The sequence below is a fragment of the Haloferax sp. YSSS75 genome (assembly GCF_046764215.1).
Classification (GTDB): domain Archaea; phylum Halobacteriota; class Halobacteria; order Halobacteriales; family Haloferacaceae; genus Haloferax.
On sequence record NZ_CP177207.1, the window covers coordinates 139638 to 159114 of the forward strand.

A 19477-nucleotide genomic window follows, 5' to 3' on the forward strand; every position below is an offset into this window, starting at 1 on the left:
GAGCGCGGGGAAACGCCCGCGGACTGGATGGCCTTTCTCAGAGACCCAGGTAGGATTCCTGGATTGCGGTACTCTGTATGAGTTCCTCGGTGGGGCCGGTGAGTTCGATTCGACCGTTCTCGAGGACGTACCCTCGTTCGGCAATTTCGAGGGATTCGATGACGCGCTGTTCGACGAGGAAGATGGTCGTCCCCGTCTCGTCGCGAATCTGTTCGAGACGCTCGAAAGTCAGGTCGACGAGGTTGGGTGCGAGTCCAGCACTCGGTTCGTCGAGCAAGATGAGGTCCGGTTCGCCCATCAGTCCTTTCGCTATCGAGAGCATCCGCCGTTCACCGCCGGAGAGCGTCCCCGCGAACTGGTTACGACGTTCTTCGAGGCGTGGGAAGATGTCGAAGACCAAGTCGAGGTTCTCCTGGCGGTCACCGCGGACGTGTTTCATGTACGAACCGACGCGGAGGTTGTCGATGATGGACAGGTCGTTGAACAGCGCATCGTCCTGTGGGACGTGGATGAGCCCACGACGGGCGATGTCCGACGGCGTCATTCCGGTGATGAGTTCATCTTTGAACGTGACGCTCCCACTTTTCGCTGCGAGTCCGCCCGATATCGTCCGCATCAGTGTGGACTTCCCCGCTCCGTTCGGCCCAATCATCGCGACGAACTCACCCTCTTCGACCGACATACTCACGTCGAAGATGACCTGAGACTCGCCGTACGCCACGTCGAGATTGGAGACTTCAAGCATCGCTCATCCGCTCCTGTTGTTCCCGCCAGCTTTCACCAAGATAGGCTTCGATGACCTCGTCGTTCGTCCCTATCTCGTCGGGCTCACCGTCGGCGATGAGCTTGCCTTCGTTCAGTACGATGATTCGTTCGGAAATTTCCATGAGTGCGTCCATGACGTGTTCGATGAGGACGATGGTCGTCCCAGCGCTATTTATCCTCTCGAGCGCATCGAGGATTTCTCGCTGTTCTTCTTGCTGGAGGCCGGCCATGACTTCGTCCACCAAGATTATCTCGGGGTCTGTCGCCAGTGCCCTGCAGAGCTCCATCTTCTTTTTCTGTGCGACGGTGATGTTCTGTGCAGGGACGTCAGCAATCTCCTCGAGCCCGAGGAACTCGAGTCGTTTCATCGCCAGTTTTTCTGCTTCTTTCCGCGACCCCGTCTTGAGGAAGGACCCGACCATCACGTTGTCCAGCACGGTGAGCGGTCCGAAGGGCTTCACCAACTGGAACGTTCGGGCCATGCCTTGTTTCGCGTGCTCGCTCGGGTCAGCGTGGGTGATATCGACGCCGTTGAGTCGGACCGACCCCTCTTCTGGGTCGAGGAACCCGTTGACGACGTTGAATAGGGTCGTCTTGCCGGCCCCGTTTGGCCCGATGACCCCGAGGATAGTTCCTTGGTCGAGAGTGAAACTAACGTCGTCGACGGCGACGAGGCCACCGAAGCGTTTGGACACCCCCTCGACTTCGAGGATGGTCGATTCGGCGGTGCTCGTGTCTGTCGGTTGCTCTTGTGAACTCATGTTAGTCAGACCCCTCTTTCGTGTCGCTCTTCATCGGTTCGTCTCGTCCAGTAGTACCTTTGGCCGAACCTGTTTCGACATTACGCGAGGTGCGATTCGAGAAGAGTCGGTTGCGGGCACCCGCGTAGATACCATCAGGGAGGTAGATGATGATGAAGATGAGCACGAATCCGTAGACGATTCCGTTGATTCCGGGGATGATAGAGCCCAGTTCTTCACGGAGCAACTCCGCGATGGGGAACAGGGTGAACCCGGCGACGACAGGTCCGAAGAGGGTGCCGAGTCCACCGGCGACTGCGAGAATGACCGGTTGAGCAGACGTCGTCAGTGTGAAGATGTCGTTCGTCGCGAAGATGAAGTTCGCCTGGACGTAGACAGTTCCAATCAACGCCGAGAGGAACGCACTCAGCGAGAGCGCGAGAATCTTGTATCGTGTCGTGTTGACACCGAGACTGGCCGCACCTTCTTCGCTGCTCTTGATTGCCTGAAGGTAGTAGCCAAGCCGATTCCGTTGGACCCACCAGGCGACACCGAACGTCAACAGGAAGAGCCCCACCGAAATGTAGTAGTAGCCTTCGATACCCAAGAAGGACATATTGATGAGTGGCTGGTCGGTGGCGATGGGGATACTAAGCTCGATGTAGCCAAGCCACGTCACGACGGGTGCCGCGATGAGTGGCAACGTCAGCATCGAGAGGGCGAAGTAAATCCCCGAGAGGCCAGCACTGAACGTGATGTAGCCGATGGTGACTGCGATAACGACTGCGAAAACCGCGCCAGCAACCATGCCAATCCACGGAATGACCTCCATGTTAATTTGGAGCCACGTCGACGTGAACGCTCCGACGCCGAAGAAGATGGCGTGACCGAACGAGATGAACCCGGAGTACCCACTGAAGAGGTTCCAGGCGACTGCGAAGGCCGACCAGATGAAGGCGAACATCACCAGTCGGAGCACGAACTGGTCGTCCACGACCAGTGGGAGGGCGGCGCCAACGACGAGGAAGACTGCGAAGGCACTCCACCCAATGCGCTGAAGCTGCTCGTCTGAGACTAGTGAGCTCATCGTTTACACCCCCCGCTGGGCAGTTCCGAACAGACCCTGTGGTCGCAGGAGCACCACTGCGAGGAACAGTGCGAAGACCACCGCTGGCTGGAGTTCGAGTGGGAGCCACACTGTACTGAGTGCCTCGATGACTCCGATGAGTAGTCCGGCGATGAGTGCACCTCTCACGCTCCCCAGGCCGCCGAGAACGACCACCACGAACATGAGAACGATGAAGTTGAACCCCACGGTTGGCGAGACAGGGTAGTACATCACCAACAGGGCGCCAGCGGTTGCCGTGAGTGCGATTCCGAGTCCGAACGCGGCCATGTACACACGGCGGACGTTGATTCCTGCGTACCCGGCCGCAACGGAGTTGTTCGCTGTCGCACGAATCGCTCGCCCGAACTCAGTGAATCGCAGAAACGCGAACGTCGCTCCAGCGGCCCCAATCGCAAAGACGAACGCGATGGCTTTCGCCTGATTCACGGTGAATTCGAGGAATCGGAACGCTTCGGAGGAGTAGGCGATGTTCATCGTCTGCGGGTTCGACCCGAAGAAGACGAGCGCACCGTTCTGCAGGATGAGCAGGATTCCGAACGTGAGAATCAGCTGCGCGTCTTCCTGTTCGTCGATAATTGGTTCGATGAGCACCCGCTGAATCAAGGCTCCGACTACCAAGAACAGCGGGAGCAAGAGGAAAAACCCGATGAGTGGGCTTACACTGAACCCCAAGAACAACACGAGTGCAGTGTACATCCCGAGCATCATGAACTCGGCGTGCGCGAAATTGATGATTCCGAGCACGCCGAAAATTATTGTCAGTCCGATACTGATGAGAGCGTACACGCCACCCTGCATCAGCCCTGTCAGCATCGCTTGTACTATCGACACAGCATCTACCATGGTAGATAATGACCTACGGTGAGGTGATAAATATTGTTGTCGGCATAATTTCCAAGATTCACAGTTCCGTCAGCGAAATTGCCACGTGGAACCGCATCAACGTGAGGCGTGGTTGATACGTGCCTCCCTCGAAATCAGGAGTCGTTTTCGAGACTGCTCTGGCCTGTGTTCTTCGAGACTGCTTGTTTCTCATACGCGAGCGAACAATTGGAAAGTCACCGGCTACAGGAGAGTCCCCGGCTACAATCGGAGCCTCTCGTTCTGCGTCCCCTCGGACGCGAACAGTTATCACACACCGCGTCAAACGCCGTTACAATGGTGCGCATAGGCTTCATTGGACTCGGGGCCATGGGTAGCCGGATGACTATCCAACTCCTCGAGCACGGTTACGAGATGGTCGTCTACGACCCACGACCCGAGGCTGTGGAATCACTTGTCGAACGAGGTGCTGTCGGGACCGAAGATGCAACCGACGTCGCGCGACAGGCCGACGTGGTCATGCTCTCGCTTCCAGGCCCGGACGAGGTACAGATGGTCGTCGACGAAGTCGAAGACGGTTTCGACGAAGGCGACGTCCTCATCGACTTGACGACGTCGAAACCGACGACGACGAACGCCGTCGCTGACCAGCTTGCCGAACACGGCGTCCACGTGCTTGGCGCGCCCGTCAGCGGTGGCCCTTCTGGGGCCGAGGAGGGCACGCTCGCAGTGATGGTCGGCGGTGACCACGACGTCTTCGAGCGCTGTGAGGAGATATTCGATGTTATCGGGGGGAACGTCGTCTACATCGACGAAGAGCCAGGCCACGGGCACGCGATGAAGTTGACCAACAACTACCTCTCGTTCGTGGCTATGATCTGTACGTCGGAGGCAATCGTCCTCGGAAAACAGGTCGGCCTCGAACCGGAGACGATGCTCGACGTGTTCAACTCGGGAAGTGCACGGAACACCGCGACATCGTTCAAGTTCCCCGAGTACATCCTCCCCGAAACCTACGACATGGAGTACTCGATGGCGCTCGTCGAGAAGGACATGCAACTACTGATGGACGTCTCGAACGAGACGAAGACACCGTTCATGGCCGGTGGGACCATCCGGCAACTCATCGGCTATGTCCGCGGAGAACTCGGTTCGGACGCGGACTACACAGAGATATACAAGTACTTCGACCAGGTGATGGGCGAGGCAAAAGACTGAGGAAGCGGCTTACTCACGTAGTGACAGTTACGTGCTCGTCTCCGTTTTTGTGAGCACGACGACATCACCGACTTCGTACTGCAGTTTCGGGCCGTAGTTGGTCTCGACGGTTTCGGCCGGTATCTCACCACTTGCCACGCTGTCGAGTGCGTCCTGTACCTCGTCGAGAACCGAGAGTTCGTCACCGTGGAGTGGGTCACCGTGGCCTGTCGTCAGCGTATCGAACGCCCCTTCGTCACGTAAGTCGACGAGTCGAGCCATCGTCTCACGGTAGACGTCGACGTCGGAGTCCTGGAACTGTGCGAAGATTTCCCCGCCCGGTTCGAGGACGTCTGCGCCGTGACAGATACCCGCCGTTCGGTCGAGGACGGCCAGTTGTCCCGGTGAATGCCCTGGTATCGGGACCAGTTCGAGTGTTCTGTCACCCACCGAAATCTCCTCCCACGGTTCGAGCGTTCCGACACCGTCCGTGGGGTCGATACTGTACCCGTCTGGGTCGAACCCGTCTGGGAACTCGACGCCTTGGTCGATACAACTCTGGATGAACTGGCCGGGTCGCTGTCCGAACTCGTCGGAGAGGACGTCGATTGCGACGCTCCCATCGGCAGTTTGCTCGTCCCCGTGAATCGAGACGTCGGCGAACTCGGGGGCGGCACCGATGTGGTCCCAGTGTGAGTGTGTGAGCAGAACCGTCGGGTCGTCGTGACCGGTGAGTTCGCGAACCATCCCCGGCAAGTCGCCGATTCCGAGGCCCGTGTCGACGAGGACACAGTCGTCGCCATCTTCGACGACGAGTGAGTGACACGGGAGGACCGGGTTCCCCTCCGTGAGTTGTAACCAGCCATCAGCGACTCTGTCGACGTCGAACCAGTCGGTCGTTCCGTTCATGTTTCAGTCGTCCACGGGGGCAGTAATATAGGTTCGCCACGGCGAAAACTCGAAACAGAGGCCGTGTGTCTACTCGAAAAGTTCGGTCATCGCGAGCCGTTTGATTTTCCCGGTGTCGGTCTCGGGGAGCGAATCAGCCGTCGTGATGGCGATTTTGACTGGCCGTTTGTACGCCGACAGTTCTCTACAGTGGTCACGAACTGCCGCTTCAGTGAGCGACGCGCCGTCGACGGGGACGACGGCCGCGGCGACTATCTCTCCTTTTTCCTCGTCTTCGAGCCCGACGACGTAGGCCTGTTCGACACTGGGATGTGTCCGGATGAATTCCTCGACTTCGAGCGCGGAGACGTTGATGCCGCCGGTCTTGATGACGTTTTTCAGGCGGCCACGGAACTGGATTCGGCCGTGTTCGTCCAGACGGCCGAGGTCACCCATCTTCAGGTATCCGTCCTCGTCGAACGCCTCGCGATTCACCTCGGGTGCGTCGTGATATCCGGGCGTGATTCGGCCACCGACGCGAATCTCGCCCACCTCACCCTGTTCGAGTCGCTCACCCGTCTCTGGGTCTGTAATGACGATATCCTGTCCCGGGAGCGGACGCCCTTGTGTCTGGAGTCTGACTTCACGAGGGAGGGTTCGGTCGGTAACGGCACAGTTTCCGTACGTTTCGGTCGAGCCATAGACGTTGCAGATACCCTCCACACCGAGGCGGTCCATCGTGAACGCGACGTCTTCCGGTTGGCCGATGGTCGTCCCGGTTCGGAACGACAACTGCTCGCTGTCGAAGTTATCTGCGTTGACAATCCGCCGTGCCATATTCGCCATTCCGTAGTAGACGGTACAGTCGTGTTCTGCGGCGAGTTCAACCGCGACTTCGGGGTCGAACTGTGACTGTAGCACTGCGCTCGCACCGTGTGTGAGCATCGCTCCGAGTGCGTTTGCAGACCCGTAACTCCAGAACAGCGGTGAGACCAGCCAGAATCGGTCGTCGGGTGTGAGGTGCATCCGCTCACCGATGTGGTACGCATTTTCGACGATACCACCGTGTAGGAGTGGGACGCCCTTCGGCCGAGACGTCGACCCGCTGGTGTACAGGAGTAACGCAGTATCGTCTGGGTCGTTCGGGTCGCTCTCCACGTCGTGGGCCGTGCCTTCAGAGAGGGACTCGAACGACACCGCACCCGGTCGGTCCGCGCCGAGAAGGACGACAGTGTCGAGGTCAGGTACTCCCTCGGCGTCGAGACTGCCTGCCGGTTGGGATTCGTAACCGAGTATCGCCTCCAACTCTCCGGTGAACGCTTTCCCTGCGAACGAGGCAGTCGCGACGAGGGCGTTTGCGCCGGAGTGTTCGAGGAAGTAGCGTAGTTCCCGCCGTTCGGCCCACGTGCTGACGCCGACGACGGTGGCACCGAGACGCATCGCGGCGAACATCGTCTCGACCCACTCGATTCGGTTCTCCATCAGGATGGCGACGCGGTCACCGGGGCCAACACCGTACCGAGCGAGGCCACCCGCGACCAACGACGCGCGCTCTCCGAGCTCTCGGTACGTACACGTTCGCTCTTCGTCGATAAGTGCGACTTGCTCACCTCGCACGTCGACGAGTTCGTCGAGGAGTGCGGAGAGTGTGGTGCTATCTGGTCGTGTCATGGGTGGTAGTTTCGGACGACCACGGAATGACCGCCGGACGGGGTGTGTCTATGTGAATCGTTACCATCGTTCGAAAAGCGGATGCCGACCACAATAAGTTTCGTGATGGACGAAACCTTGACTATGACTCTCACACATTAGGCGAGTACGATGACTGCCGACACAAAAGCGAAGCGACAGGAGCGAACACAGACGGAAGCGTTCGTCGAGCGATGTCTCGATATCGATGCCGCCGACCTCACATCGGATGCAGAGAAACGGTCGCACACACTCTTTGTCGACCTCTTGGGGGTCATGCTCGGGAGCGCACCGACCGCAGAGTCGAGCCAAATCGTACGCGACACGATTCGGGCGGTCTACGGCCAGGGCGACGCGACAGTCGTCGGTGAGTCCGAGGGGTCACCGACACCCGCGGCGGCGTTCGCTAACGCCACCATCGCCCACGGAATCGAACTCGACGACACCCACAGCGGTGCGTCGATTCACGCTGGAACCGTCGTCATCCCGGCGGCGCTGGCCGTCGGTGAAACCGAAGGGGCGACTGGAACAGAGTTACTCGAAGCAATCGTCTCCGGGTACGAGTGTATGATTCGAATCAGTCGTGCGGCCGACCCTGCCGAACTCTATCGTCGTGGGTTCCATCCGACGGCAACCTGTGGTGTCTTCGGTGCGGCCCTCGCCGCGGCCCGACTGAAAGGGTTGAGTCTCGAGGAAACCGTCAACGCTGTTGGTATCGCGGGGAGCTTCTCCGGCGGTAATCAGGAGTATCTCGCCACGGGCACGCTCAGCAAGCGAATCCAACCCGGGGGGGCCGCGCAGGGTGGCGTGCTGGCGGCGGAGCTCGCTTCACGGGGATACACGGGCCCCGAAACCATATTAGAGGGGACGAACGGCTTCCTCGCGGCCTACGCTGGCGGTGGCGACGTCGACCGACTGTTCGCGGATATCGACGACGGTTACGAGTTCGAGATTACGCGAACGGGAATCAAGCCACACGCTTGCTGTCGGTACAATCAGACACCTATCGACGCCGCCTTGCAGATTCAACGCGAACACGACGTCGACCCCGACGATATCGACGTAATCCACGTCGACCTGCTCGGTCCTGCGATGGACATCGTCGCCGAACCCCGAGACAACAAAGTCAGACCCAGAGGCCAAACCGACGCGCAGTTCAGCCTCCACTACAGCGTCGCCGTCGCACTCGTCGCCGGCGAGGCGTTCCTCGAACAGTTCGACGAACCGTATCTGTCCGACGAACGAGTACTCTCGTTGGCCGATGCCGTGCAGGTCGAACACGACCCAGAACTCGACGCTCACTACCCGGACTACTTCCCAGCGCGCGTGACCATTCGGACGACGGATGGTGAGGAACACACCGCTCACTTGGAGACGTGTGGCGGTGACCCCGCCAACCCACTCTCAGAGGAGTTCCTCGATTACAAGTATCGGACGCTTGCCGGGCGCTCGCTCGACGAAACCGAACTCGACGAGTTACACGCACTCGCGACAGACCTCCCGAACGTGGACCGTGTGGAGACACTGACCGCGTATCTCCGCGGATAGACGCTCGTTCGCGTCACTCCTGTGTGCTCTCCTCGGCACTCACCTGAGCATCACTCGTTCGAGGAAGTCGTACACGCGAGTCATGTCACCGTCGTCACCCTCAGAAGAGCGCGCAAACCCGACGAGCATTCGTGTCACTGCCCCCATGAGTGCAGGCGTCCCCAATTCCTCGGCGAACTCGGTGAACAGCACGACGTCTTTCTCCGTGAGCGAGAGTGGGAATCCGGTGTCGTAGTCCCCAGTCAACACCTGATTCGGTATCTTGTCGTCCGACGCGCTGCTGCGACCGGTCGAAGCACTGAACACGTCGACGAGAAGTCCCGGGTCGAGTCCTGCGGCGCGCCCCACGATGACCGCCTCTGAGGTGGCGAGTAACGTCGTGTACGACAGGATGTTGTTGAGAAGTTTCACCGCGTGTCCGTGTCCGGGTTCGGGACCCACGTAGAAACAGTCGGTGGCGAACGCCTCGAACAGCGGTGTACACGCTTCGTACACTGCCTCGTCACCACCTGCCATCACCGAGAGCGTCCCCGCCGCTGCACCGTGTTTCCCACCGCTGATTGGTGCACCGAGGACGTCGACACGCTGTTCTGCGAGGTCATCGGCGATATCGTTTGTCGTCGACGGTGTCGACGTCGTCGTATCGATGACCACCGTCCCCGCTTCGACAGAGTCGCCGAGTTCCTCGACGACCAGTTCGACCGTTTGCGGGTCGGGTAACGAGAGGAACACGACTTCGGCCCCGGCGACGGCGTCTGCACTCGAGTTGGCTGGTGTCACGCCGACTTCGACAGCGTCGGCGAGCGTGTCGTCGTCGACATCGAATCCACGAACGTCGTGTCCCGCATCCACGAGATGTCGCGCCATCTGACTCCCCATGTCTCCGAGACCGATGAATCCTATTCGTACCATACCCGACGTGTGCATCGTAGTGCCATGGTGTTTTCGACGCTGGAACGAACCAGACGCCGACGCAACAGGGCGTGTAGTCGGGTATCAGTCTGCCACGATGCGGGGGCAAGAGTAATACCGACTCACGGTGTTACTGACTCACACAGCCCATGAGTGACCCCTACGTCATCACCCCCGAAGAGGTGCCAGCATTTTCACCACCACACCACGAAGAGACCAACTCCCGTGAACTCGTCAACCCAGAGCGAGGGTCTGAGGACGTCGTCTTCCGCCTGACCAGCATGGGACCGGGTGGACAGGACTACTGGCACGCCCACGAGTCGGTCGAACAACTCATCTTCGTCCGTTCGGGCGAAGGAACGGTGAGAATCAGCCACCCCGACGACGAGTCCGACCAGGAGACTCACGAACTCCGTCCGGAGACGTTCGTCTACCTGCCGCGAAACGCCTACCATCAGGTGAAGAACACCGGTGACGAAGCGCTCGAACTCATCGTCATCTGGGCCCCGCCGTACGAATCGCTCGACGAGTGGAACCCGGAGAACAACTGATGCGTCCGACTGTGGGCGTCGTCGGACTCGGGAACATCGGTGGGAGAGTAGCGTCCGTCCTCCTCTCGGAGTTCGACGTTGTCGTCTTCGACATCGACGACGAGCGCGTCGAAACGCTCGTCGGTCAGGGTGCACGTAGTGCCGAGTCGGGCGAAGAGTTGGGTCGACGCGCGGACGTAGTCCTGTTGTCTCTCCCCAGCGACGACGCCCTCGAAGCTGCTGCACTCGGCGAAGGCGGCGTCGCCGGTGGACTCGGTGGCGACGACGTGTTGATTGATACGAGTACCGTCTCTCCGATGGCGTCGAATCGAGTTGCAGACGCCTGTGCTGCGGCGGGTGTGGGTTTCCTCGATGCTCCTGTCAGTGGAGGGGCGCGCAACGCCGCGACTGGTGACCTCACTGTCATCGTCGGCGGTGAGAAATCAGTCCTCGAACGGGTTCGACCAGTACTCGATTGTATCGCCAAGACTGTCCACCACGTCGGCCCACAAGGGGCGGGCGTGACGCTGAAAGTGGTCAACAACTACCTCCTCGGCCTCAACCAACTCGCACTGGCCGAGGGGTTGGCGATGGCACGGTCGGCCGGCATCGACGACGAGACGTTCGCCGAGACGGTAGCCGACGCATCGGGTGCGTCCTACGCACTGGACCGAAACATGTCGCGGTTCATCATCCCCGACGAATTCGACTCGGAGTTCACACTCGACTTGATGGAAAAAGACGTCACGTTGGCCGAACGCTTCGCCTACGACAACGACGTCCCGATGTTGCTCGGTGGCGTCAGCGGTCTGTATCGTCTCGCCTCGTCGATGGGGTACGGTGACCTCGATTGCTCGGCCATCGTGAAGATTTACGAAGACCTGTAAGGACCGTCCATCGTTTCACGGGACGAGTATCGCTTTTCCGGGGAAGCTATCCTCAACGATAGCTCGCTGTGCTTCACCAGCTTCCTCGAAGTCGTACCGACGCTCGACGTGTACGTCTAGTCGACCATCCGCGAGTAACGGTGCAACCTCGTCGAGGACGGCACTGAGGTCTGGGGCGTTCGACATGGCGAACACCTGAATCGTCGCGTCGGTCCGAATGGCAGGCCAGAGGTCCGAGATGTGGCACTCGTCTTGGGGGTTGCCGATGACGAGTACCGTGCCTCCGGCCGCGAGTACGTCCAGGTCGAACTGGAGGTAGTCGCCGACTCGGTGGTCCAAGACGACGTCGACGCCATCTCCATCGACCGAATCTCTCACTGATGCCTCTAGGTCGGGCCGGGAGTAATCGAGAACCCCGTCGGCACCACACTCACGGGCGAAAGTGCGCGTCTCTGGCGACCCTGCGGTAGAGACAACCGTCGCCCCCATCTCCTTGGCGAGTTGGACGGCGACGTGTCCGACCCCACCGCTCCCACCGTGTACGAGACACGTCGTATTCGCAGTCACTCGCGCGTGTTCGACGAATGCCAGCCACGCCGTCGTCGTGACGACGCCCGCTGCTGCGCCCGTTTCGAACGAGACGGGGTCTGGCAGATGGGCGACCCGGTCGGTGCGCGCGGGGACGTATTCGGCGTAGCTTCCCTGTCGGTCGTTTTGGAGGGCAGTCGCGAACACGCGGTCACCGACATCGAATCCATCGACGACGTCACCAACGTCCGTAACGACGCCAGCGACGTCGGCTCCCGGGATTCGAGGGAGCGGGTGTTGTCTGTCACCGGTCCGTGAGTATATCTCGGTTGGGTTCACGCCGGCGGCCCGTGTCTCGATGAGAACTTCGTCTGCTCGTGGCTCTGGGCGGGGAACGTCCTCGACGGCCAGTACTTCGGGGCCGCCAGTCTCGTGGAATCGAACGGCTCGCATGAGATTTCAGAGAGTGGCTCACTACAAAAGTGTTCATGCGAGAGGCATACGGTTATGGCAGTCGCCACACGAGGTACTCGCATGTCAGAACCAGCTATCGGTGTCGTGATACCGAAGGTTGGCGGTCTCGCACAACCACCAGCAGTCGACGACCTCGGAGCGTTCGGTCAGTGGGTCGAAGAACTGGGCTACGAGTCGGTCTGGACGAGCGAAGGATGGGGGAGCGACTCGTTCGTCGACCTGACCGCAATCGCCCGTCACACGGACCGGGTTCGGGTCGGCACCGCCGTCGTCAACGTTTTCACTCGGACACCTGCTGGACTGGCGATGGCGATTGCCTCACTCGACCGAGAAGCAGACGGGCGGGCAGTTCTTGGCCTCGGTGCTGGGCATCCGAAACTGGTCGAGAACCTCCACGACATCACCTACGAGCGCCCTCTCCGCCGGATGCACGAAACCATCGAACTGGTTCGGGCGCTCCTGGGCAGCGACGAGGACGTCTCGTATGAGGGACAACTGTTCGAAGCGACGGACTTCCCCGGACTCGATAGGGACGTGCCTATCTACAGTGCGGCACTGGGAGAGACGAACCGTCGCGTGACCGGACTGTTTAGCGACGGATGGCTCCCGTATCACGTTCCCTTCTCCCAACTGGAAACTGCGTTCGAGACGGTAGCCACCGCCGCTGAAGAGGCAGGACGCGATGTAGATGACCTCGTCGTGAACCCGTTCGTCCCCGCAGCGGTGAGCGACGATTCGACCGCCGCACGGGACGTGATTCGCGAGAATCTCGCGGGATATATCGGGGCCTTCACCGACGACTCGTACAAAAACGTCGTCCACGCGGCTTACCCAGATGAGACCGAAGCCATCGCCGACCAGTGGCGGAGTGGTGACGAGTCGGCCGCCGCGGCGGCGGTGACAGACGAGATGGTCGACGACTTCGGTGTTGCAGGGACCGCCGAGGAAGCACGGGCACGCCTCGACGAGATAGCCAATAATCCCGTCGTCGACGTCCCACTCGTCGTCGTCCCGCACGGGACGTACGATGCGGTCGGTGAAGCGACGATTCGAGCGTTGGCCCCCAATTCCAGGGACGACTGAACGTTCAGACGTACTCGTTTCCTGACACCGACTGACAATAGATTTATTTCATCGTGCCGGATACTCCATGGTAATGTTGAGCATACCGACCGATACTGTCGAGCTTACGGAGCAACAGCGACTCGTACGCGAGAGTATCCGGGATATCTGCGATTCTTATGACGATGCCTACTGGCGCGAGAGGGACGCCAACGGCGAGTATCCGCAGGAGTTCGTCGACGACCTTGCCGAGTACGGTTGGTTAGGGATTCTGCTACCTGAAGAGTACGGCGGTGCAGGAATGGGAACGTCCGAAGTGATGGTGATGATGGAGGAGATAGCCGCGAGCGGGGGTGGTTTCGCCGGGGCACAGGCGATTCACGGTGGCATCTACAACTCAGTTCCAATCGTCCACTACGGAAGTGAGGAACTCAAATCAGAGTTGCTTCCCGCAGTCGCTTCGGGGGAGAAATCGATACAGGCGTTCGGACTCACCGAGCCGAACGCAGGTTCTGACTCGACGTCCATCGAGACTCGTGCGGAACTCGACGGCGACGAATACGTCATCAACGGGCAGAAAATCTGGACCTCTCGCGTCGACGCCAGTGACTATCTCGTTCTCGTGGCTCGGACGACACCGAAATCTGAAGTCGAAAAGAAGACTCGTGGCATGTCGATGTTTCTCGTCGATATCGACGAGGCGACGTCGGATGGAAGCCTCGAAATGAGGGCTATCCCGAAGACTGCGAGCAACGCTGTCCACGCGTTCGAACTGTGGTTCGAGGACCTCCGAATACCCGCTCGGAACCTCATCGGTGAGGAGGGAAACGGGTTCTATCAGGTACTCGACGGACTCAACGAGGAACGACTCGTCATCGCCGCCGAGTGTATCGGCCTCGGAGAAGTCGCTCTCGACAGAGGGGTCGCATACGCACGGGAACGAGAGGTGTTCGGTCGCCCGATTGGCTCTAATCAGGCAATCCAGCACCCGCTCGCAAAAGCGTACGCCAACGTGCAGGCGGCCAAGCAGATGACGTACGCCGCTGCAAGAGTCGTCGACGACCCGAACCGAACGGACGTAGACGTCGGTGCGCAGGCGAATATGTCCAAGTACCTCGCGAGTGAGGCTGCCTTCGAAGCCGCCGACGCAGCTGTACAAACTCACGGTGGTTTCGGCGTCGCCCGTGAGTACGACGTCGAGCGCTACTTCAGGGAAGCGCGGTTGACGCGACTCGTCCCGATTACGCAGCAACTCATCTTGAACTACCTCAGTGAGCGGGTCCTCGACCTGCCACGGTCGTACTGAGGAGCACGTTCGAGCAGAAACACGAGAGGAGACACAACCAATGCCAACACCCACCGACACTAACACAGAAACCGACTCGAACAGAACCGCTTCGGACACCACCACGGACGAAACGCTCGCCGACTCCAGACGTGCCTCGATTTCCACCGACGGGTCCGGCCGCCGCCTCGTTGCGGGCTGGCAAGGGCGCTACTACGAGGACTTCACCGTTGGAGACATCTACAAACATCCGTACGGCAGGACAGTCACCGAAACCGACGACGTCTGGTTGACGAATGTGACGATGAACTTGAATCCGATGCACTTCAACGAGGCGTACGCGGCCGAAACCGAGTTCGGTGAACGTCTCGTCAACGGGTTAGTCGTCATCGCGATGGCAGTCGGGATGAGCGTCATCGACGTCTCACAGAACGCGACGGCTAATCTCGGGTACGACGAGGTTCGACACCACGCGCCCGTCTTCCACGGCGATACCCTGTTCGTCGAGAGCGAGGTTCTGGAGAAACGGGAGTCGTCCTCGCGCGACCACGTCGGTATCGTCACCACAGAGCTGCGGGCGTTCAATCAGGACGACGAGAAAGTTCTCTCACTCAAACGAACGCCGATGGTCCTCAAACGAGAGTACGCCAAGCCGACTCCGGCGAAGCCCCCGGGGTGGCCATCCGGAGTCGGGACACAACCGGAGGACCTCGAATGAGTACACTCACGCAGCGTGTGAACGACGGACTCGGGACAGAGTCGGCAGAGTCGGCTGCGTCTCGCGTCGAATCGGACGCAATCGTCTGCGTGAGCGGGTTTGGGAGTGTCGGCAACCCGAAGGCAGTCCCGTCGGCCCTCGCACGGGACGGACGGAGTCTCTCGTTGACCATCATCAGCGGTGGGAGCGCCGGTGGAATCATCGATGGCGACCTGTTCGAAGCGAACGCTGTCGCTCGTCGGTACACCTACCAAGCAGAGTCCGCCTCCCGGCGTGCAGTCAACGCCCGAGAAGTCGCATTTCAGGACCGTCACATCGGACGTCTCGGAGAGGCGGTCATACTCGGAGAACTACCGCCACCCGACGTCGCTATCGTCGAGGCCGTCGCAGTGGGTGACGGCTGGTTCGTCCCGTCGACGTCTCTCGGTCACGTCCGTTCGTTCGTCGAAGCGGCGGAGACACTCATCGTCGAAGTCAACGATGCACAACCGGTCGAACTCGAAGCGTTCCACGACATCTATCGCGTCCCGATGCCGCCACGAGACGAGGCGATACCACTCTTCGAACCAGCGGCCCGAATCGGTACGTCGACGGTGACGTTCGACCCCGAGAAACTCGTGAGCGTCGTCGAGACAAACGAACCGGACGACCCCTACGAATTCCGGACGCCGAGAGACGTCGACCGGGCAATCGCCGACAACCTCGGCACGTTCCTGCGCGCAGAAGTCGAGCGAAACCCAGCGCTCTCTGAGAGCGTTCGACTCCAGTTCGGTGTCGGGAGCCTCGGAAATGCGCTGATGGCCGAACTCGGGACGGTCGATTTCGGTGACCGCGACATCATCTACTTCGGCGAGGTGATTCAGGACGGACTGCTCGACTTGATCGACGCGGACGTTCTGCAGTCGGCCAGTGCGACGTCGCTTGCACTCTCTCGCGACGGGCAGCGCCGTCTCTTCGACGACGTCGACCGTTACGCATCGAAGGTGGTGTTGCGACCTGCATCGATTTCGAATCGAGCGGAACTCATCGACCGATTTGGTGTCATCGCCGTCAATAGTACGCTGGAGGTGGACCTCTCGGGACACGCAAACTCGACTCATCTCAACGGGACAGACGTCCTCAACGGCATCGGTGGGAGCGGTGACTACTGTCGAAACGGCATGGTCTCGATACTCACACTCGCATCGACGACAGCAGGCGGTGCTATCTCTCGAATCGTCCCGATGGTGCCTCACGTAGACCACACAGAGCACGACTTCGGTGTCGTCGTCACCGAGCACGGCGTCGCTGACCTCCGCCGACTCGCGCCACACGAGCGAGCGACTGAACTCATAGAAAACTGTGCCGACCCCTCGTTCGTGGACGAACTCACCGACTACGTCGAAGCAGCGACCGCTCGTGAGGGACACATTCCTCACGACCTGGGCAGGGCACTGTCGTGGCACAGAAATTGGCGCGGCGAGTAGACGGGTATACAGGTTGGGTCGACGGTCCCTGAGCAGACGCCGCCGAGTTGTAGGTACGCTGTGAAACCGTTCGGTGTGAACAAACGTTATATAGGACGCCCTGGTATGTTCTCTCATGGGTGAACGACACGTCACAGGGCGAACGGTCAAGTCAGACGAAACCCTGCTCGAGATTATCCTGGCACTCAAGCGCCTGGAGGGGGCTGGCGTGACAGAGATAGCCAACGAAGTCGGTGTCGCGAAAAGTACAGCACACGGACATCTCAAGACGCTCGACCAGTACGGGTTCGTTGTGAACGAACACGGTCGGTACGACCTTGGATTACGTTTCCTCGACCTCGGAGAGACTGCCCGCCACAGAAAGAAAGAACACCAACTCATCAGAGAGAAAGTCGAAGAGTTGGCGAAGCGTACCGACGAACGTGCACAGTTCATCGTCCAGGAGCACGGATACGGGATCTATCTCTACCGGTCTATCGGTGCTCACGCCGTTTCGACGGACTCTCGAATCGGCAAACGAATCTCTCTTCACGCCAGTTCCGCAGGGAAAGCCATACTCGCACACTTACCCGAGGAGGAAGTCGTCGAGATACTCGAAAGGCGTGGGCTTCCACCAAGTACCGAAAACACGATTACGGACGTCGATACGCTGTACGAAGAACTCGAAGCCGTGCGGGAGCGAGGATACGCGTTCAACATGGAAGAGTCCACCACTGGGCTCAGGGCCGTCGGAGTTCCAGTCATCGGGTCCAACGGTGAAGTCCTCGGCTCTCTGAGCGTCTCGGGGCCGACTCACCGATTGAAAGGCGAGTGGTTCGAAACCGAGATCCCGGACATGATTCTGGGCGCCGCGAACGAAGTCGAACTCAACATCACGTTCTCCTGAGCATCGTTCGGGGTCCCTCTCACGGCGGACGTTGCCAACTGTCGTCGCCAACCGACGTTTGGCTAGATGGAACCTGTATATTTGGGTATTTTATGCTACTTAGTGCATACACATGAACAACCATCGGTCTGAGAACTACTGGTGTGTCTGATGATGCAGGAATATAAGTTGAATAATATTCTTATGTTGCATGTGAACAATGTCCAAACTCGTTCGGTGCTGTCGAACGAAGTAGGTGTCGTCGAATCAGAATGCGCGCCGATGCCACCCCCCATCGACGTTGATAGACTCTCCGGTCACGTAACTTGCAGCGTCTGAGGAGACGAATGCGACGACGCGCCCGAACTCGTCGGGCTGACCGAGTCTGTCGACGGGGAGTTCTGCCTCCCGCTGTTTCCGCGCTTCGTCGACACTGATTCCCTGCCGCTCTGCTCGTTGTTCGATTTTGAAGTCGATGCGGTCGGTGGAGACGCCACGAGGGCACACACAGTTCGAACGGACACCTTCGCCAGACAGTTCGTTCGCAAGTGCCTTCGAAAGTCCGTAGATGCCCGTCCTGAAGACGGTGTTGAACACAGAGCCGGATGGAGGTTCGACGGCCGACGCCGAGACGATGTGCGTCACTGCACCGCCACCATCGGCTTTGAGGTCTGGGAGCGCGAGTTTCACTGCGTGGGCGGTACTTCGAATGACACCCTGGTACGCTTCGTCGAACGCTTCGATGGTCGCATCTTCGAACGTCGTCGGTGCGGTTCCACCGTGGTTGGTGACGAGAATGTCGAGTCCACCGAGTTCGTCAATCACCGAGGGGATTGCCTCCTCGATACTCGTCGGGTCGGAGAGGTCACACACCGCCGTGTAGACGTTGCTCGGGTCACACCCCGACTCACTGACGACGTGATTCTTGGCAGATTTGAGGCGGTCTGCACTCCGAGACGACAACGCTACGTGCGCGCCTTCGCGAGCGAACTCGACAGCTGTTGCACGTCCGAGTCCCTTGCTGGATGCCAGTACGAGGACTCGTCTCTCTGTTAGGTTGAGGTCCACACCACCAGCACCGACGCCACGGTAATAAACGTTCGTTCGACGGGGTTAGAGCAGCCAGTTCGGTGTCACCGAACAGAGCAAAACCCATGTCAACATATACCAATGCCTCACAGTACTAGTGTTGTAATGCTTACAGAGACGGTGTTCAACTGGTGTGGACAGGGTTACGAATCAGGGAACGGACGTCACCAAAGCCCAACTACAGACGAGGACCCGATTACGATTCAGGACGGCCCGGGAACTGGACGTATCGACGGAGGACAGCGCCAGCGTTCTCTGTGACTGCAGTCCCGTGGTAGACGAGTGCGGCATCAAATTCGTACTCGACCACCCTGTCGAGGCTCTGTTCTGCGACGGACAAGTCTTCGGCGTACACTGCGGCGTGTGGGAGGAGGTACCCCTCTGGGAACCCCCTGAGGTCCGCCCCCGAGACGGCGTCACCAGCAATTAGGACACCACGACTCTCGTCGACGAACGCGTGGTGGTCGTACTTGTGCCCCGGTGTGAAGATGGCTTCGAACCCTCCAATTTGGTCACCGTCTCCGTAGCGGTGGTCCGGTTCGTGAGTTGTCTCGAGAGTCGACTGTTCTGGAACGTACGTTTCGACGCCGAATCTATCCACGGCGGCATCGAATCCACCAACGTGGTCGATGTCGGTGTGTGTAATCACGAGGCGTTCGGGAGTCAATCCGGTCGTCTCGATTTCGGAGAACAGTGCGTCAGTCGTATCCGCGAACCCGGCGTCGAACAGCGTCGGCACGTCGTCGTCGACGAGGTAGGCACGATAGCGGCGTCCCGTCGAGTCCGTGCGGACAGTGAGGTCGAATATCCCCGGAACGATTTCGGTGGCCATGACAGGTAGTCGCACTCGGGGGTAATGAGCAATTCGCCCCCGGCATCTATT

19 protein-coding genes are annotated in these 19477 nt (G+C 59.7%); 9 read left to right on the forward strand and 10 right to left on the reverse strand.

Annotation, left to right across the window (positions count from 1 at the left end; all coding sequences use genetic code 11):
• Positions 1-37 precede the first annotated feature (37 nt).
• The 4 genes from ACK3R5_RS16680 to ACK3R5_RS16695 are packed head-to-tail and all read right to left on the reverse strand — an operon-like array spanning position 38 to position 3477.
• Positions 38-745: an ABC transporter ATP-binding protein gene (locus tag ACK3R5_RS16680; RefSeq protein WP_411965873.1), complete on the reverse strand. Its 708-nt coding sequence runs from the start codon at positions 743-745 to the stop codon at positions 38-40.
• Positions 738-1526 carry an ABC transporter ATP-binding protein gene (locus ACK3R5_RS16685; protein WP_411968910.1) on the reverse strand — a complete coding sequence of 263 codons (789 nt, stop codon included), beginning with the start codon at positions 1524-1526 and terminating at the stop codon, positions 738-740. The genes ACK3R5_RS16680 and ACK3R5_RS16685 overlap by 8 nt, the downstream gene beginning before the upstream one ends.
• 1 nt (position 1527) lies before the next feature.
• A complete protein-coding gene (locus ACK3R5_RS16690; protein ID WP_411968911.1) occupies positions 1528-2592 on the reverse strand; it encodes a branched-chain amino acid ABC transporter permease in 1065 nt (354 codons plus the stop codon).
• Positions 2593-2595: 3 nt separating this feature from the next.
• Entirely contained in the window at positions 2596-3477 is an 882-nt protein-coding gene (locus tag ACK3R5_RS16695; protein WP_411968912.1) for a branched-chain amino acid ABC transporter permease, read from the reverse strand.
• A gap of 165 nt (positions 3478-3642) precedes the next feature.
• Between ACK3R5_RS16695 and ACK3R5_RS16700 the strand changes: the two genes are divergently transcribed.
• The gene (locus ACK3R5_RS16700; RefSeq protein WP_411968913.1) at positions 3643-4674 is read left to right on the forward strand and encodes an NAD(P)-dependent oxidoreductase; all 1032 of its coding nucleotides are present in this window, start codon (positions 3643-3645) and stop codon (positions 4672-4674) included.
• Between the two features lie 27 nt (positions 4675-4701).
• Here ACK3R5_RS16700 and ACK3R5_RS16705 read toward each other — a convergent pair whose 3' ends face one another.
• Together ACK3R5_RS16705 and ACK3R5_RS16710 are read right to left on the reverse strand one after the other, a co-directional pair.
• Complete coding sequence (locus tag ACK3R5_RS16705; protein WP_411968914.1) at positions 4702-5562, reverse strand: MBL fold metallo-hydrolase; 861 nt, start codon at positions 5560-5562, stop codon at positions 4702-4704.
• A gap of 69 nt (positions 5563-5631) precedes the next feature.
• Positions 5632-7212, reverse strand: a complete 1581-nt coding sequence (locus tag ACK3R5_RS16710) for a class I adenylate-forming enzyme family protein (RefSeq protein WP_411968915.1) — start codon at positions 7210-7212, stop codon at positions 5632-5634.
• Between the two features lie 150 nt (positions 7213-7362).
• Here ACK3R5_RS16710 and ACK3R5_RS16715 point away from each other — a divergent pair, with 150 nt between their 5' ends.
• Positions 7363-8778, forward strand: a complete 1416-nt coding sequence (locus tag ACK3R5_RS16715) for an MmgE/PrpD family protein (RefSeq protein ID WP_411968916.1) — start codon at positions 7363-7365, stop codon at positions 8776-8778.
• Positions 8779-8817: 39 nt separating this feature from the next.
• On the opposite strand, the gene ACK3R5_RS16720 is transcribed toward ACK3R5_RS16715, so the two are convergent.
• Positions 8818-9705: an NAD(P)-dependent oxidoreductase gene (locus ACK3R5_RS16720; protein WP_411968917.1), complete on the reverse strand. Its 888-nt coding sequence runs from the start codon at positions 9703-9705 to the stop codon at positions 8818-8820.
• Positions 9706-9839: 134 nt separating this feature from the next.
• On the opposite strand from ACK3R5_RS16720, the gene ACK3R5_RS16725 reads away from it, so the two are divergent.
• Together ACK3R5_RS16725 and ACK3R5_RS16730 are read left to right on the forward strand one after the other, a co-directional pair.
• Positions 9840-10241: a cupin domain-containing protein gene (locus ACK3R5_RS16725; protein ID WP_411965864.1), complete on the forward strand. Its 402-nt coding sequence runs from the start codon at positions 9840-9842 to the stop codon at positions 10239-10241.
• On the forward strand, positions 10241-11107 hold the full coding sequence (locus ACK3R5_RS16730) for an NAD(P)-dependent oxidoreductase (RefSeq protein WP_411968918.1): 867 nt from the start codon (positions 10241-10243) through the stop codon (positions 11105-11107). The genes ACK3R5_RS16725 and ACK3R5_RS16730 overlap by 1 nt, the downstream gene beginning before the upstream one ends.
• Positions 11108-11122: 15 nt before the next feature.
• Here the strand turns inward: ACK3R5_RS16730 and ACK3R5_RS16735 are convergent, their stop codons facing one another.
• Positions 11123-12088 carry an NADPH:quinone reductase gene (locus ACK3R5_RS16735; protein ID WP_411968919.1) on the reverse strand — a complete coding sequence of 322 codons (966 nt, stop codon included), beginning with the start codon at positions 12086-12088 and terminating at the stop codon, positions 11123-11125.
• 81 nt (positions 12089-12169) lie between these two features.
• On the opposite strand from ACK3R5_RS16735, the gene ACK3R5_RS16740 reads away from it, so the two are divergent.
• The 5 genes from ACK3R5_RS16740 to ACK3R5_RS16760 all read left to right on the forward strand — a co-directional run bounded on the left by ACK3R5_RS16740 (position 12170) and on the right by ACK3R5_RS16760 (position 17526).
• Positions 12170-13192 (forward strand): LLM class flavin-dependent oxidoreductase, encoded by a 1023-nt coding sequence (locus tag ACK3R5_RS16740; RefSeq protein WP_411968920.1) that lies wholly within the window; start codon positions 12170-12172, stop codon positions 13190-13192.
• A 73-nt stretch (positions 13193-13265) separates the two neighbouring features.
• Positions 13266-14477, forward strand: coding sequence for an acyl-CoA dehydrogenase family protein (locus ACK3R5_RS16745; RefSeq protein WP_411965860.1), 1212 nt, complete (start codon positions 13266-13268; stop codon positions 14475-14477).
• Positions 14478-14517: 40 nt separating this feature from the next.
• Entirely contained in the window at positions 14518-15174 is a 657-nt protein-coding gene (locus tag ACK3R5_RS16750) for a MaoC family dehydratase (RefSeq protein WP_411968921.1), read from the forward strand.
• Entirely contained in the window at positions 15171-16640 is a 1470-nt protein-coding gene (locus ACK3R5_RS16755) for an acetyl-CoA hydrolase/transferase C-terminal domain-containing protein (protein WP_411968922.1), read from the forward strand. Before ACK3R5_RS16750 ends, ACK3R5_RS16755 begins: the two co-directional genes overlap by 4 nt.
• A 115-nt stretch (positions 16641-16755) precedes the next feature.
• Entirely contained in the window at positions 16756-17526 is a 771-nt protein-coding gene (locus ACK3R5_RS16760) for an IclR family transcriptional regulator (protein ID WP_411965857.1), read from the forward strand.
• A 246-nt stretch (positions 17527-17772) separates the two neighbouring features.
• Here the strand turns inward: ACK3R5_RS16760 and ACK3R5_RS16765 are convergent, their stop codons facing one another.
• Positions 17773-18573, reverse strand: a complete 801-nt coding sequence (locus ACK3R5_RS16765; protein WP_411968923.1) for an SDR family oxidoreductase — start codon at positions 18571-18573, stop codon at positions 17773-17775.
• A gap of 217 nt (positions 18574-18790) precedes the next feature.
• Positions 18791-19426 carry an MBL fold metallo-hydrolase gene (locus ACK3R5_RS16770; RefSeq protein WP_411968924.1) on the reverse strand — a complete coding sequence of 212 codons (636 nt, stop codon included), beginning with the start codon at positions 19424-19426 and terminating at the stop codon, positions 18791-18793.
• Positions 19427-19477: the final 51 nt, after the last annotated feature.

Coding starts and splice junctions, on each gene's coding strand:
- ACK3R5_RS16680 (WP_411965873.1), bottom strand. CDS start 745: ATGCTTGAAGTCTCCAATCTCGACGTGGCGTACGGCGAGTCTCAGGTC.
- ACK3R5_RS16685 (WP_411968910.1), bottom strand. CDS start 1,526: ATGAGTTCACAAGAGCAACCGACAGACACGAGCACCGCCGAATCGACC.
- ACK3R5_RS16690 (WP_411968911.1), bottom strand. CDS start 2,592: ATGAGCTCACTAGTCTCAGACGAGCAGCTTCAGCGCATTGGGTGGAGT.
- ACK3R5_RS16695 (WP_411968912.1), bottom strand. CDS start 3,477: ATGGTAGATGCTGTGTCGATAGTACAAGCGATGCTGACAGGGCTGATG.
- ACK3R5_RS16705 (WP_411968914.1), bottom strand. CDS start 5,562: ATGAACGGAACGACCGACTGGTTCGACGTCGACAGAGTCGCTGATGGC.
- ACK3R5_RS16710 (WP_411968915.1), bottom strand. CDS start 7,212: ATGACACGACCAGATAGCACCACACTCTCCGCACTCCTCGACGAACTC.
- ACK3R5_RS16715 (WP_411968916.1), top strand. CDS start 7,363: ATGACTGCCGACACAAAAGCGAAGCGACAGGAGCGAACACAGACGGAA.
- ACK3R5_RS16720 (WP_411968917.1), bottom strand. CDS start 9,705: ATGCACACGTCGGGTATGGTACGAATAGGATTCATCGGTCTCGGAGAC.
- ACK3R5_RS16725 (WP_411965864.1), top strand. CDS start 9,840: ATGAGTGACCCCTACGTCATCACCCCCGAAGAGGTGCCAGCATTTTCA.
- ACK3R5_RS16730 (WP_411968918.1), top strand. CDS start 10,241: ATGCGTCCGACTGTGGGCGTCGTCGGACTCGGGAACATCGGTGGGAGA.
- ACK3R5_RS16735 (WP_411968919.1), bottom strand. CDS start 12,088: ATGCGAGCCGTTCGATTCCACGAGACTGGCGGCCCCGAAGTACTGGCC.
- ACK3R5_RS16740 (WP_411968920.1), top strand. CDS start 12,170: ATGTCAGAACCAGCTATCGGTGTCGTGATACCGAAGGTTGGCGGTCTC.
- ACK3R5_RS16745 (WP_411965860.1), top strand. CDS start 13,266: ATGTTGAGCATACCGACCGATACTGTCGAGCTTACGGAGCAACAGCGA.
- ACK3R5_RS16750 (WP_411968921.1), top strand. CDS start 14,518: ATGCCAACACCCACCGACACTAACACAGAAACCGACTCGAACAGAACC.
- ACK3R5_RS16755 (WP_411968922.1), top strand. CDS start 15,171: ATGAGTACACTCACGCAGCGTGTGAACGACGGACTCGGGACAGAGTCG.
- ACK3R5_RS16760 (WP_411965857.1), top strand. CDS start 16,756: ATGGGTGAACGACACGTCACAGGGCGAACGGTCAAGTCAGACGAAACC.
- ACK3R5_RS16770 (WP_411968924.1), bottom strand. CDS start 19,426: ATGGCCACCGAAATCGTTCCGGGGATATTCGACCTCACTGTCCGCACG.